The organism is Corynebacterium meridianum (genome assembly GCF_016342265.1).
GTDB classification, from domain to species: domain Bacteria; phylum Actinomycetota; class Actinomycetes; order Mycobacteriales; family Mycobacteriaceae; genus Corynebacterium; species Corynebacterium meridianum.
Genome location: NZ_JAEIOS010000015.1, coordinates 366870 through 379979 on the forward strand (window position 1 = coordinate 366870; position 13110 = coordinate 379979).

A 13110-nucleotide genomic window follows, 5' to 3' on the forward strand; every position below is an offset into this window, starting at 1 on the left:
TTAACCCCGGCCCACGGCACGTGGGCCGGAACCACCCCTGACACCAGTGAAATAGGGAGCTGACACACCGTGGCCCGTGTAGTTGTGAATGTGATGCCGAAGGCAGAGATCCTCGATCCCCAGGGGCAGGCCGTGCACCGTGCCCTGGGGCGAATCGGAATCGACGGCGTCACGGACGTCCGACAGGGCAAGCGCTTCGAACTCGAGGTGGACGACACCGTCACCGATGAGCAGCTGAACCACCTCGCGGAGACCCTGCTCGCGAACACCGTCATCGAGACGTTCACCATCGTCCGCGGGGAGGCGTGAACCCGGTGGCTGCGAAAATCGGTGTCATCACCTTCCCCGGCACCCTCGACGACGTGGACGCCGCCCGCGCGGCCCGCATCGCCGGCGCCGAGGTCCACGAACTCTGGCACGCTGACGAGGACCTGAAGGGCGTCGACGCGGTCGTCGTCCCCGGCGGATTCTCCTACGGTGACTACCTGCGCAGCGGTGCCATCTCCGCGCTGGCCCCCGTCATGCGCGCGGTCGTCGACGCCGCGCACAAGGGCATGCCGGTGCTCGGGATCTGCAACGGCTTCCAGATCCTCACCGAGGCCCACCTCCTCCCCGGGGCACTGACCCGCAACGAGGGTCTGCACTTCCACTGCGTGGACACCTATCTCGAGGTCGCCAACGCGGACACTGCGTGGACCAACACGCTGGCACAGGGGCAGAAGATCCTCATCCCCGCCAAGCACGGCGAGGGTCGCTTCCAGGCCGACGCCGAGACCGTGAAGATGCTGGAGGATGAGGGCCGCGTGGTGTTCCGCTACACCGACAACTTCAACGGCTCCGTCAACGCCATCGCCGGCGTCAGCAGCGCCGACGGTCGCGTCGTCGGCCTGATGCCGCACCCGGAGCACGCCGTCGAGAAGCTCACCGGACCATCCACCGACGGCCTGGAACTGTTCCTGTCCGCCATCAGCCACATCGGTGCCTGACCGCGCCACCACGAGAAGGACACCGGAGAAAAACACCATGACTTTCAACGACACCGTCGACGCCGCCACCGCCGACCCGAACGCCGAACAGCCCTACGCCAGCCTCGGGCTCAAGGACGACGAGTACGCCCGGATCAAGGAGATCCTCGGCCGCCGCCCCACCGACGCCGAACTCGCCATGTACTCCGTCATGTGGTCGGAACACTGCTCCTACAAATCCTCCAAGGTGCACCTCCGCTACTTCGGGGAGACCACCACCGACGAGATGAACTCGAAGATCCTCGCCGGCATCGGTGAGAACGCCGGCGTCGTCGACATCGGAGACGGTCACGCCGTCACGTTCCGCGTCGAATCCCACAACCACCCCTCCTATGTCGAGCCCCACCAGGGCGCGGCCACCGGCGTCGGCGGCATCGTCCGCGACATCATGGCCATGGGGGCCCGCCCCATCGCCGTCATGGACCAGCTGCGCTTCGGCCCGGCCGACGCCCCCGACACCGCCCGTGTCCTGCCCGGTGTCGTCGACGGCATCAGCTTCTACGGCAACTGCCTCGGCCTGCCGAACATCGGCGGCGAGACCGTATTCGACGCCTCCTACGCCGGCAACCCCCTCGTCAACGCCCTGTGCGTGGGAACCCTGAAGACCGAGGACCTCAAACTCGCCTTCGCCTCCGGGCTGGGCAACAAGGTCATGCTGTTCGGCTCCCGCACGGGCCTCGACGGCATCGGCGGCGTCAGCGTGCTGGCCTCCGACACCTTCGAGGAGGGCGCCGAGCGCAAGCTCCCCGCCGTGCAGGTCGGCGACCCCTTCGCCGAGAAGGTCCTCATCGAGTGCTGCCTCGACCTCTACCGCGCCGGTGTCGTCGTCGGCATCCAGGACCTCGGCGGCGCGGGCCTGTCCTGCGCCACCAGTGAACTCGCCGCCGCGGGCGACGGCGGCATGCTCGTCAACCTCGACGCCGTGCCCCTGCGCGCCGGGAACATGACCGCAGCCGAGATCCTCGCCTCCGAGTCGCAGGAACGCATGTGCGCCGTCGTCGCACCCGAGAACGTCGACCGCTTCCTCGAGATCTGCGCCCACTGGGACGTCGCCTGCGCCGAAATCGGTGAGGTCACCGACAACGACCACCTCGTGATCACCCACCGTGGGGAGACCGTCGTCGACGCCCCCGCGCACACCATCGCCCACCAGGGCCCCGTCTACGAGCGCCCCTTCGCCCGCCCGGAATGGCAGGACGACCTCCAACGGCCCGTCGAGGTGGACAGGCCCACCGACGCCGCCGCGATCCACGACGCCTGGATGCGGATGATCTCCTCCCCGGCGCTGTGCTCCCGGGCGTTCATCACCGAGCAGTACGACCGCTACGTCCGCGGCAACACGGTGCTCGCCCGCAACGCGGACTCCGGCGTGCTGCGCATCGACGAAAGCACCGGGCGTGGTGTCGCGGTCTCCGCGGACGCCTCCGGGCGCTACACCAAGCTCGACCCGGAGACCGGTGCCCGCCTCGCACTCGCCGAGGCGTACCGCAACGTCGCCGTCACCGGTGCCCGCCCTGTCGCCGTGACGAACTGCCTCAACTTCGGTTCCCCCGAGAACCCCGACGTCATGTGGCAGTTCCGCGAGGCCGTCCACGGCCTGGCCGACGGCTGCGTCGAACTCGGCATCCCGGTCTCCGGCGGCAACGTCAGTTTCTACAACCAGACCGGCACCGAGCCGATCCTCCCGACGCCCGTCGTCGGCGTTCTCGGCGTCATCGACGACGTGGAACGTCGCATCGGGCACGAGCTCGGCACCGTCGACGGCGGCGAGATGCTCTACCTCCTCGGTGCGACCCGCGACGAGTTCGGCGGTTCCATCTGGCAGCAGGTCAACCACGACCAGCTCGCCGGCATGCCCCCGACCGTGGATCTCGCCGACGAGGCCGCGCTGGCGGATCTCTTCTCCGCGCAGACCGTCGACGGCGGAGAATCTCCGGTCATCACCGCAACGCACGACCTCTCCGAGGGCGGGCTCGCCCAGGGACTGGCCGAGCTCGCGATGATCGCCCGCCGGGACACCGGCATCGGCCTGGACATCGACCTCTCCGGCGTCCACGACAACCCCTTCGTGGCGCTGTTCTCCGAGTCCGCGTCCCGCGTCCTCGTCGCCTGTGCCCCGGAGGACGCCGAGGAACTCGAGCGCCGCGCCGGCGTCAAGGGTGTTCCGTTCACCAAGCTCGGCACAACCACCGAACTCGGTGACGCCGCACTCATCCGCGTCAGCGGTGGGGTTGACCTCGAGGTCTCGGTCACCGAACTGCGCGAGGCCTGGCAGGCCACCCTGCCCGGAATCTTCGGCCACGCCGTCGGAGCGAACTCCGTGGTGGAGTAGGCCAGGGAGACCCCGTGGAGGGCCCGGTACCGCAGCTGGCGAGGTACCGGGCCCTCCACCATTTCCGCCCCGCCCACGGAGCGGAGCCGGCGCCGGTGCGCCCCGCGCCGACCGCGGAGAGCCGGGGTGGCCGTGACCGATACACTCACCCCATGAGCTTCCTCCGGCACCGCCTCGTCCGTGCGTTCGGTCTGTTCTGGTTCCTGCCCGCCGTCATGGTGCTGTTATCGGTGGCGCTGGCGCAGTCCCTGATCGTGCTGGAACGTCACCTCGGTGTCCCGGGTTCCCTGGAGTTCGTGTACGCCGGCGGCGAGTCAGGTGCCCGGGGCCTGTTGTCCGCGATGACGGGAATGTCCATCGGTGTGGCGGGCACGTTGTTCTCCATCACCATCGCCGCCCTTTCATCCGTGATCTCCACGATGGGGCCCCGACTGCTGCACAGTTTCCTCTCGGACCGCGGGATCCAGGCCACCTTGGGTATCTTCCTCGCCACGTTCGCGTTCTCGCTGTTCAGTCTCCGGGCGGTCTCGGCCGGCAACGGCGACATGGTGTTCATTCCGCACTACAACGTCAGCGTCGCGATGGTCTACGCCGCGCTCTGCATCGGGTTCCTCGTCTACTACATCAACCACATGGCGCAGTCCATCAACATGACCCGGGTGGTCAACCTCCTCAGCGGGGACCTCTCCCGCGCACTGCGGCGGGGGACCGAGCTGGCCGAGGAACAGGGTGATTTCCCACGGGCCGTCGACGGGTTCTTCGACGATGCGACGGCGGTGTTCACCGACCGTGGCGGGTACGTCCAGCAGATCGACTACTCCCGGCTCGCGGACATCGCCGAGGAGAACGACTGCGTGGTGCAGCTTCTCGTCCGGCCGGGTGACTACCTCCTCACAGGATCGGAGATAGCCCGTGTGGTGCACGGGGGAGAGGCCCCCGAGGGCATCACCGGCTGCCTGCTGCTCGGTGCCAACAGGGATGATTCGCAGGACCTCGAGTTCTCGGTGAACCAGCTACTAGAGGTCGGGGTCCGGGCGCTCAGCCCGGGCACGAACGATCCGTTCACGGCGATGGGCGTCATCGACCGGTTCGCGGAGTCGCTCGCCCGCCTGGAGAACCGCGAACTCCCGCGGGGCGTCATCGCCCGGAACGACATGCTGCGCGTCGAGTTCGCCGTCACCACGTTCGAGGGCCTCGTCGACACGATGTTCCACCAGCTCCGGCAGAACGCGTCCGGCTGTACCGCGGTGTACATCCGGTTGCTCGACCGGCTGGGGGACGTAGCGGGTATCGTCACCGCGCGGAAACGCCTGGACCACCTCCGGCACCATGCCGACCTGGTGTGGGAGGACGCCCGGCGGACCGTGGCCAACGCCGCGGACCTGGACGACATCCGGCTGCGGTACCGCCGGGCACAGAAGGCCTGTGCGTGCCGTACCCGCGGAGCGGAGAGCCTCGGGGACTAGTCAGTGTCCCCGGCGTCGGGCCCGTCCCCGGTGGCCGCGGCATCCCGGAGGTCCCGCAGCTGCTCCCGCCGGTATATCACGTACCAGATCAGGAAACCGAGGCCCGGAAGCAGGGTGACCAGGGAGAAGACCAGGATCAGGCGGAACGGGTCCGAGTTGCGCCGCAGCTCCAGCCGGACGGCCGTCACAGGCATCGCGATGAACAGCAGCATCAGGATCAGACCGGAGAGCCCGAGGCCCCCGGCATCCCGCAGGAGGCTCATCGCGTAGGTGCTCTGGGTCATCGTCCCGTCCCCGTGTCGGTGTGTGTTTCTTCTTTCCGGTCGGAGCCGACCATACCTCACCCCCACCGCGCCCGAGCCCGGGCAGCGGGGAAAGGGAACGTGTTGTTCATTCCGGTCTCACCCGGGGTTCATCCCGGTGTGCGACGATGGCCGACATGAACCGGCCGATGATCTCCCTGTCTCTTTCCTCCCTCCGGTCGGAGAACCTCGACGACGCCCGGGCCCTGATGGCCGAGCTCGCCCCGCACGGGGTGCGACCGGCGCTGCGGGTCGCACCGCACTGCTCCCGCGACTGGGCCCTGCGCCGCCATCCGGAGGTGCTCGATTTCATCCACGCCTGCCGGGACGAGGGGACGGAGATCGTGCTCGCCGGCTTCGACGAGTCCGTCCGGGGACGGCGTTCCGAGTTCGCCGAGCTACCCGCCCACGAGGCCCGGCTCCGGTTGACCGCGGCATGCCGTCAGATGGCCGCGATGGACCTGACGACGGACGTGTTCTCTCCCCCCAAGTGGATCCTGTCCGAGGGGACCCGGAGCGTTCTCCCGGAACTCGGCTTCGCCGTCCTGTCGGACCTCAACGGGGTGCAGGATCTGCGTAGCGGGAACGTCGCGGCCGTACCGGTTCTCGCGTTCGGCGAGGGGTTCGGCGCGGCGCGGTGGTGGCGCAGAAGCGTCCGGAAGGTCGGTGCGCGTCAGATAGCCACCGGTCACAGCATCCGGTTGTCCACCGCGGCGTGCAGGCTGGCGGAGGACGACGTCCGGGACAGTCTGCTGACCGTGGTCCACTCCGCGCTCGCCGCCGGGTACGCTCCGGCGAACCGGATCTCGGATGTTCTGGCAGACGGGCCGAAGGTCTGAGAACCGTGGAACAGCACGTTTGGCGCCCACCCACCCGGCCGGCGTAGCGTTGATCCCGGACCGATACCTCTCGGATGGTCGGCGTGCGTCCGGCGCGGGAGGATGCCGTTTCCTGCACACGATGAAGAAACGAACACGAGGAGCACTCACATGCACCGGGGCGGACGCCGTTCCACACTGCACGGGGAGAACAGCACCACCGAAGAAGAGATCATCACCGAAGAAGAGATCATCGAGCAGAACACAGCCTCCGTCAGGGCCGACGGGATGATCGCACGCACGGTCTGGCGCACTGACAGGGGCCCCCGCCCGGGCAGTCGTGGCTGGATCCACTTCTTCGCGGCGATCCTCGCCGTGTTCTCCGGTTCCGTCCTCGCCACCTACTCCTGGATCCGTCTACCGTGGTGGCAGGCGCTCGGAGTGATGGTGTACGCCGTCGGCGTCGTCATCCTCTTCGGAGTCTCCGCCGCGTACCATCTCGGTCCCTGGAAACGGGCCTCCACCGTCCTCTGGTGGCGCCGTGCGGACCACTCCACCATCGCGGTGTTCATCGCCGCGACCTACACCCCGTTCTGTCTGATCACACTGCCCCCGGAGACCGCCAGGTGGATTCTCGCCGTCGCCTGGGGCGGCGCGGGCGTCTCCGTCGTGATGAACCTCGCCTGGATCCACCACCCCCGGTGGCTCGGTGTTCTGGTGTATCTCGCCCTCGGTTGGCTGATCGTCCCGCTCGTACCGCAGCTGTGGACATCAGCCGGTGCGGCGGTGGTGTGGCTGCTGTTCGCCGGCGGAATCGTGTACACCATCGGCGCGCTGATCTACGCCTTTCAGTGGCCCGGCCGCGATGCGCGGTGGATGGGGTACCACGAGTGGTTCCATCTCGCGACCGTCATCGCCGCGGTAGCGCATCTCGTCGCCGTGTGGATCGTCGTCACCCAGGCCGCTCCCTGACCGACGCGCCCCGGAGTCACCGCCTGATCAGCGGCAGCGGGCGGTACTTCGCCCGCAGGTCCCGCAGGGTCGCCGCGTGTTCAGCGAGCCTGATGTCCTCCGTCGTGCGCGGCGTGAACTGGCGTGCGGGCAGGGGGTTGCCGTCGATGTCGACACCGATGTAGGTCACCGTGGCGTGGATCGCCGTCTCCAGGTTGTCCCGGCCCCCACGCGGTGAGCCGGCGCGCAGGTGCACCGACGTCTGCATGGAACGGGCATCGGTGCGCATCAGCCGGGTGTCCACCTCGATGAGATCGCCGATGTTGATCGGGCGGTAGAACCGGATCCCGCCCGCGTAGACCGCGACGGTGGACTCACCGGACCACTCCATCGTGCAGGCGGTCGCCGACTCGTTGATCCACTCCATCGCTGTGCCGCCGTGCACCTTGCCACCCCAGTTCACGTCGGTGGGCTTCGCCAGGAACCGCGTGATCATCCTCGGTGCCTCGCTCGGGCCGTCGTACGTCTGCTTGGTCATCTCCTCCTCGATGGCCTTGCGCAGCTCGATGCGGGACAACGCCGCGGCGTGCACCTGCTCCTCGTGCTCGGTACCCGGCACGAATTCCGGGACCTTCTGCGAACGCCCTGTCGCCGCGTCCCGTGCGACGAAGATGACCAGGCAGTCGCACGCACGGGTGTAGACGCCCTCGCGGGGATCGGCGGAGAACACCTCGTTGATGATGTGCATCGAACTCCGGCCCGTCATCGCGATCCGGGAGCGAACCTCGACCATGTGGCCGGAGGGGATCGGACGGGAGAAGTGGATGTGCCCGACATACGCGGTCACACAGTACGTTCCGGACCATGCGGTCGCACACGCGTATGCGGCCTTGTCGATCCACTCCAGGACCCGGCCGCCGTCCACACCGTGGGCACCGGCGGTGATGATGTCCGTGGGGCTGGCCAGGAAACGGAGCGTGACGGCGGGGGAGGGGTTCGGCATGGGGTGTGTTCGTCCTCGGATCGGGTGACGGGTGAGCTATCTGGAACTCTAGTCACCCGGCGTCGCCGGGCGGGAACGGACGTGCTTCCACCGCCGGGGCACGGTGCGGGTGTCAGGTCCCGCGGGATAGAGTCGGGAACCATGACCAAGACACCCGACCCGGCGGAGGTCCACGCGGCCGCGACCGCCGTCGCCGACTGGATCCGGGCCGGTGACCCCGATGCCGGTGTCCCCCGCCCGTCGCGCGGTGCACTCGCCGATGCCGTCCGACTTACCGCACGGGCGCTCGCCGCGGACGCGCCGGGCAAGAGTGTGGAGGTCCGGGTCCCTCCGTTCGTCGCCGTGCAGTGCGTCGAGGGCCTGCGGCACACGCGGGGCACCCCGCCGAATGTCGTCGAGTGCGATCCGCACAGCTGGCTCCGGCTCGCCTGCGGCCTGGTCACCCTCGATGAACTGCGTGGCTGCCCCGGCATCGAGGTCTCCGGAACCAGGGCACACGAGATAACCCGGTGGCTGCCGGTGCTCCACCTTCCCCGCGCGGGGGAATGAGCGGCCGCACCGCCGCCCCCCGATTATTGGGGGTTCCACGGCGCGGCGGCTAGCATGATGCGATGTGGCAGCCAGTGAAAAGCCGGAGATGACGGACGAACGGCCCAGCGGAAACCGTCGGGTCGATCTCGATGATCACGGGGAGAATCCACCCCGCGAGGAATGCGGCGTATTCGGGGTGTGGGCGCCCGGCGAGGACGTCGCGAAACTCACGTACTACGGTCTCTACGCATTGCAGCACCGCGGCCAGGAAGCCGCGGGCATCGCCGTGGGCGACGGCGACCAGATCGTCGTGTTCAAGGATCTCGGGCTCGTCTCGCAGGTGTTCGATGAGCAGTCCCTCGAGGCACTCAAGGGCGATCTGGCGATCGGACACACCCGGTACTCCACGGCGGGCGGCGCCTGCTGGGAGAACGCCCAGCCCATGTTCCGCATGGCCCCGGACGACACCGACGTCGCCCTCGGACACAACGGCAACATCGTCAACTACCTTCAGCTCCTCGACGAGGCTGCGGGGAAGAAGCTGGTCAACCCGGACACCGCACCGAGTGACTCCGACGTCATGACCGCGCTGCTCGCACACCGCATCGGCTCGGGACGCAGCATGCTCGACTCCGCGCGGGAGCTGCTGCCCCGTATCGAGGGCGCCTTCTGCCTCGTGTTCACCGACGGCAACACCCTCTACGCGGCCCGCGACCGCAACGGCGTCCGGCCGCTTTCGCTCGGGCGGCTGGACAACGGCTGGGTCGTCGCCAGTGAGACCGCGGCCCTCGACATCGTCGGCGCCTCCTTCGTCCGCGACATCGAGCCGGGCGAGCTGGTCACCATCGACGCCTCAGGCGTCCGCAGCGAGCGCTTCGCCCCGGTGAATCACAAGGGTTGCGTGTTCGAGTACGTCTACCTCGCCCGCCCCGATTCCACGATCCGGGGCCGCAACGTCAACGCCACCCGGGTCGAGATCGGCCGACTGCTGGCCGCCGACCACCCGGCCGATGGTGCGGACATCGTCATGCCCGTGCCCGAATCCGGCACACCGGCGGCGGTCGGGTACGCGGAGGCGTCCGGCATCCCGTTCGCCCAGGGACTGATGAAGAACGCCTACGTCGGCAGGACCTTCATCCAGCCCTCTCAGACGATCCGGCAGCTCGGCATCCGGTTGAAGCTCAACCCCCTGCGCGAGGTCATCGCCGGACGTTCGCTCGTCGTCGTCGACGACTCCATCGTCCGCGGCAACACGCAGCGCGCGCTGCTCCGCATGCTGCGTGAGGCCGGGGCCCGCGAGGTCCACGTCCGGATCGCGTCCCCGCCCGTCAAGTGGCCCTGCTTCTACGGCATCGACTTCGCCAGCCCGGGTGAACTCCTCGCGAATTGTGTCGAGGGTGACAACGAGGAACAGATGATCGACGCCGTGCGCACCGCGATCGGCGCGGATTCCCTCGGATATGTCTCCGTCGAGCGCATGGTGGAGGCCTCCCGGCAGGACTACACCCAGCTCTGCTGCGCCTGCTTCGACGGCGACTATCCGCTCGGCATGCCCGAGGGGAACCCCAACGCGGATCTGGTCCGCAGACTGCAGAACCCGGCGGGTGAACCGGCGCTGAATTGATCCACGTGCCCACGACCGGGGTCGCGTCCTCTACGATCGGCTCCGGAACCGTGATGCGCGACCTGCCGGACAACGACGCCCCGCGCACCGCCCGGGTCCACACACTTCCACCGAGTACGCACCTAGTCCAGGAGAGACGAAACACCATGAGCCCACACGACGAGCAAGGCGCCTCCTATGTCGCAGCCGGTGTCAACATCGCCGCCGGCGACCGGGCGGTGGAGCTCATCGCCCCGCTGGCCCGTCGAGCCAGCAGGCCCGAGGTGCGCGGGGGAATCGGCGGTTTCGCCGGACTGTTCGCCCTAGGCAAGTACGAGAACCCCCTCCTCGCGGCCGGATCCGACGGCGTGGGCACCAAGCTCGCGGTGGCCCAGGCCATGGACGTCCACGACACCATCGGCATCGATCTCGTCGCCATGTGCGTCGATGATCTCGTCGTCTGCGGTGCCGAGCCGCTGTTCCTCCAGGACTACATCGCGATCGGCAAGGTCGTCCCGGAGCACGTCGCACAGATCGTGTCGGGCATCGCCGAGGGCTGCGTACAGGCCGGGTGCGCACTGCTCGGCGGCGAGACCGCGGAGCACCCCGGCGTGATGGAGCCCGGTCACTACGATGTCTCAGCGACCGCCGTCGGCGTCGTCGAGGCCGACCGGGTGCTCGGGCCCGAGCGGGTCCGGACCGGCGACGTCGTCATCGCCATGGCATCCTCGGGGCTGCACTCCAACGGTTACTCCCTGGCGCGTCACGTCCTGCTGGAGAAGGCCGCGCTGCCGCTCGACGGGCACATCGAGGAGCTCGGCCGGACCCTGGGCGAGGAACTGCTGGAGCCCACCCGCATCTACGCCCGTGACTGTCTGGCGCTCGCCGCGGAGTGTGACGTGCACACGTTCTGCCACGTCACCGGTGGTGGGCTGGCGGGCAACCTGGCGCGCGTCATCCCCGAGGGGCTCACCGCCGAGCTGTCCCGCGGAACGTGGGCTCCGCCGCAGATCTTCCGCACCATCGCGGACCTCGGCAAGGTGTCGCAGGACGAGATGGAGAAGACCTTCAACATGGGCGTCGGCATGGTCGCCGTCGTCGCTCCGCAGGACCGGGACCGGGCACTGGCGATGCTCACGGCCCGCCACATCGACTGCTGGGAGCTCGGCACCGTCCGCTCCCGCACCGAGGCGGACACCGAAGCGGTGCTCCTGAAGGGCAGTTACCAGTAGCTTCACGGCAGCGGTGAACCGGCGCCCCCGGGGCCCTTCCGTCACGGAGGGAGACCCCGGGGGCGTCTTTTCGCGTGCGGGTCGATGAGGATCGCCACCGGCGGTGCGTCGTGGGGAGGTGTGTGAATCGCCGAAAACCGCCCTCCACGTCACCTGCCGGTGCGGGAGGGCGGGTTCAGGTGCGACAACGCCCGGGTGCGGAAAAGAAAAAGAGGGGGACCACCGGAGTGGTCCCGCATCATCCGGTCAGCGCCATCTGGAGGCGCTGTCATCGTCAGCGCCGTCGTCCTCGGACCAGTCTGCCCACTGGTCATAAGGGTCTTCGGCCCGGTCCTCCTCGGAGTGGTGGCTCCCCTCATCCCGTCCGGACAGTTCGCGCTGGAGCGAGTCCAGGTCCATGTCCGGGATGTTGTACTTCAGTTGACGAGCAACCTTGGCTTGTTTTGCCTTGGCACGGCCGCGACCCATGGTCTGACCCCCTTGGAGTGATCGGGGCGCACGCGTACGCGTCGCCCCGGGGCGTGTTTCTAGTTCAGTGTATTCCTGTTAGACAGGATAGCCGGAACCGGGGGAATTTTCCGCTTTTGGCCCGTGACCTCGGTTTCTGCCCAACCCCGTTCACAGTGGCGTCAGTGCGACGTCCGCGTGGCGCCCGATCGTGGGGGCCGTCCGCGGTACCGCCCCGGACGGAGGGGTCAGTCCGTGATCCCCTTGAGCCGGTTGATCGCAGCCCGCCCGGGCTGCACGCCCCGTTCTCGCTCGATGGAGTCGGGGTCCACGGACACGGCAACCCCGTCACCGGCGCTGAGGCTCCCGGAATGCTGTGCACTGCGCTTGACCAGCGCGAGCGCGATGGGGCCGTAGTCGCAGTCGTGGACGACGGTTCCGATCCTGCCGACGGTGCGGCCGCGGTCGACCACCGGGTCCCCGGTGGCCGGGAGCTCGGGGGCGGAGCCGTCCAGGTGGAGCAGCACCAGGGACCGGGGCGAGCGGCCGAGGTTGTGCACCCGGGAGACGGTCTCCTGCCCCCGGTAGCACCCCTTCTCCAGGTGGACGGCGCCCGGGTGTCCCTCCGTACCGATCCAGTGCGGTACCTCGTGGGGGATTGACCGTGGATCGAGATCTGCCGCGACCTCCGGTTCGAGAGCCTTGACCCGCTCCGCCGTCCAGGCCATGAGCCCCGCGAGCCGCAGCCCATTCTCCCCGTTCCCCGGGGCGCAGAGAGCGTCGACGACGGCACCGATCCGATCATGCGGGACGGCGATGTCCGTCCGGACGGGGCCGCGCCAGTCGACGCCGCGGACGAAAGACGCCTCCGGGGGCGGCGGGGGAGTCGCGCCGAGGACCGTGAGGATCGCGAGATCGGTCGTCTCAATCTCGACCTCGGACCAGAACTTCATCCGTTCCAGGTAGTCGACGAGTGTCTCCGCGGAGGCTGCGGGGAGGTCCAGACGGAAGACACCGCCGTCGGAGACGGTCAGGTCCGCGTGGTGGAGGATCCGGCCCTGCGCGTCGAGATTGAGCGCCGCGGCGCTGTAGCCGTCCGCGACGTCGTCGAGCTTCTGGGAGAGCAGTTTGTTCAGGTAGTCGGCGGCGTCGGGGCCGCTGACGGTGACGACGGTGCGGTGGGACCGGTCTATCACGACACCGGGGCCCTCCACCGCGCGTTGTTCCACCAGCGGACCGCCGTAGTGCCACGCGACGCCGGCGGTGTCGGCCGCAGCATCGGGACCGAGAGCAGGTTGCGCCCCCGGGTGATCGAGGAGAACGGAACGGTAGCTGCTGTTGTCGGAGTCCACACCACGCATGCTAGTCGCTGCACCCGGTCGGGTGCCCGCCGCCGGAGG

13 protein-coding genes are annotated in these 13110 nt (G+C 68.6%); 9 read left to right on the forward strand and 4 right to left on the reverse strand.

The window, feature by feature from the left end; all coding sequences use genetic code 11:
• Nucleotides 1-69 precede the first annotated feature (69 nt).
• From purS to JDV75_RS11620, 4 genes are all read left to right on the forward strand, one after another.
• A complete protein-coding gene (gene purS / locus JDV75_RS11605; protein ID WP_198739393.1) occupies nt 70-309 on the forward strand; it encodes a phosphoribosylformylglycinamidine synthase subunit PurS in 240 nt (79 codons plus the stop codon).
• Nucleotides 310-314: 5 nt separating this feature from the next.
• Nucleotides 315-986, forward strand: coding sequence for a phosphoribosylformylglycinamidine synthase subunit PurQ (gene purQ / locus JDV75_RS11610; RefSeq protein ID WP_198739394.1), 672 nt, complete (start codon nt 315-317; stop codon nt 984-986).
• A 37-nt stretch (nt 987-1023) separates the two neighbouring features.
• Nucleotides 1024-3357, forward strand: a complete 2334-nt coding sequence (gene purL / locus JDV75_RS11615) for a phosphoribosylformylglycinamidine synthase subunit PurL (protein WP_198739395.1) — start codon at nt 1024-1026, stop codon at nt 3355-3357.
• A gap of 152 nt (nt 3358-3509) precedes the next feature.
• Nucleotides 3510-4823, forward strand: a complete 1314-nt coding sequence (locus JDV75_RS11620) for a DUF2254 domain-containing protein (RefSeq protein ID WP_198739396.1) — start codon at nt 3510-3512, stop codon at nt 4821-4823.
• Here JDV75_RS11620 and JDV75_RS11625 read toward each other — a convergent pair.
• Nucleotides 4820-5107 (reverse strand): hypothetical protein, encoded by a 288-nt coding sequence (locus tag JDV75_RS11625; RefSeq protein ID WP_198739397.1) that lies wholly within the window; start codon nt 5105-5107, stop codon nt 4820-4822. The two genes, JDV75_RS11620 and JDV75_RS11625, sit on opposite strands and share 4 nt — an antisense overlap.
• Nucleotides 5108-5253: 146 nt before the next feature.
• Between JDV75_RS11625 and JDV75_RS11630 the strand changes: the two genes are divergently transcribed.
• Both JDV75_RS11630 and trhA read left to right on the forward strand, forming a co-directional pair.
• Nucleotides 5254-5964, forward strand: a complete 711-nt coding sequence (locus tag JDV75_RS11630; protein ID WP_198739398.1) for a DUF2334 domain-containing protein — start codon at nt 5254-5256, stop codon at nt 5962-5964.
• A 267-nt stretch (nt 5965-6231) separates the two neighbouring features.
• On the forward strand, nt 6232-6915 hold the full coding sequence (gene trhA, locus JDV75_RS11635) for a PAQR family membrane homeostasis protein TrhA (protein ID WP_232958534.1): 684 nt from the start codon (nt 6232-6234) through the stop codon (nt 6913-6915).
• A 16-nt stretch (nt 6916-6931) separates the two neighbouring features.
• Here the strand turns inward: trhA and JDV75_RS11640 are convergent, their stop codons facing one another.
• Complete coding sequence (locus JDV75_RS11640) at nt 6932-7897, reverse strand: acyl-CoA thioesterase (protein ID WP_198739400.1); 966 nt, start codon at nt 7895-7897, stop codon at nt 6932-6934.
• A gap of 141 nt (nt 7898-8038) precedes the next feature.
• Here JDV75_RS11640 and JDV75_RS11645 point away from each other — a divergent pair, with 141 nt between their 5' ends.
• The 3 genes from JDV75_RS11645 (at nt 8039) to purM (ending at nt 11263) form a co-directional block, all read left to right on the forward strand.
• Complete coding sequence (locus tag JDV75_RS11645; protein ID WP_198739401.1) at nt 8039-8446, forward strand: sterol carrier family protein; 408 nt, start codon at nt 8039-8041, stop codon at nt 8444-8446.
• A gap of 88 nt (nt 8447-8534) precedes the next feature.
• Complete coding sequence (purF, locus tag JDV75_RS11650) at nt 8535-10052, forward strand: amidophosphoribosyltransferase (RefSeq protein WP_198739460.1); 1518 nt, start codon at nt 8535-8537, stop codon at nt 10050-10052.
• Nucleotides 10053-10198: 146 nt separating this feature from the next.
• Nucleotides 10199-11263, forward strand: a complete 1065-nt coding sequence (gene purM, locus JDV75_RS11655; protein WP_198739402.1) for a phosphoribosylformylglycinamidine cyclo-ligase — start codon at nt 10199-10201, stop codon at nt 11261-11263.
• Between the two features lie 246 nt (nt 11264-11509).
• Here purM and JDV75_RS11660 read toward each other — a convergent pair whose 3' ends face one another.
• Nucleotides 11510-11731: a DUF3073 domain-containing protein gene (locus JDV75_RS11660; protein ID WP_198739403.1), complete on the reverse strand. Its 222-nt coding sequence runs from the start codon at nt 11729-11731 to the stop codon at nt 11510-11512.
• 227 nt (nt 11732-11958) lie between these two features.
• Complete coding sequence (gene ygfZ / locus JDV75_RS11665) at nt 11959-13062, reverse strand: CAF17-like 4Fe-4S cluster assembly/insertion protein YgfZ (RefSeq protein ID WP_248097552.1); 1104 nt, start codon at nt 13060-13062, stop codon at nt 11959-11961.
• Nucleotides 13063-13110 lie beyond the last annotated feature (48 nt).

Bases quoted from the DNA above. Each gene is read 5' to 3' on its own strand.
- purL (WP_198739395.1), top strand. From the start codon at position 1,024: ATGACTTTCAACGACACCGTCGACGCCGCCACCGCCGACCCGAACGCC.
- JDV75_RS11620 (WP_198739396.1), top strand. From the start codon at position 3,510: ATGAGCTTCCTCCGGCACCGCCTCGTCCGTGCGTTCGGTCTGTTCTGG.
- JDV75_RS11625 (WP_198739397.1), bottom strand. From the start codon at position 5,107: ATGACCCAGAGCACCTACGCGATGAGCCTCCTGCGGGATGCCGGGGGC.
- JDV75_RS11630 (WP_198739398.1), top strand. From the start codon at position 5,254: ATGGCCGACATGAACCGGCCGATGATCTCCCTGTCTCTTTCCTCCCTC.
- trhA (WP_232958534.1), top strand. From the start codon at position 6,232: ATGATCGCACGCACGGTCTGGCGCACTGACAGGGGCCCCCGCCCGGGC.
- JDV75_RS11640 (WP_198739400.1), bottom strand. From the start codon at position 7,897: ATGCCGAACCCCTCCCCCGCCGTCACGCTCCGTTTCCTGGCCAGCCCC.
- JDV75_RS11645 (WP_198739401.1), top strand. From the start codon at position 8,039: ATGACCAAGACACCCGACCCGGCGGAGGTCCACGCGGCCGCGACCGCC.
- purF (WP_198739460.1), top strand. From the start codon at position 8,535: ATGACGGACGAACGGCCCAGCGGAAACCGTCGGGTCGATCTCGATGAT.
- purM (WP_198739402.1), top strand. From the start codon at position 10,199: ATGAGCCCACACGACGAGCAAGGCGCCTCCTATGTCGCAGCCGGTGTC.
- JDV75_RS11660 (WP_198739403.1), bottom strand. From the start codon at position 11,731: ATGGGTCGCGGCCGTGCCAAGGCAAAACAAGCCAAGGTTGCTCGTCAA.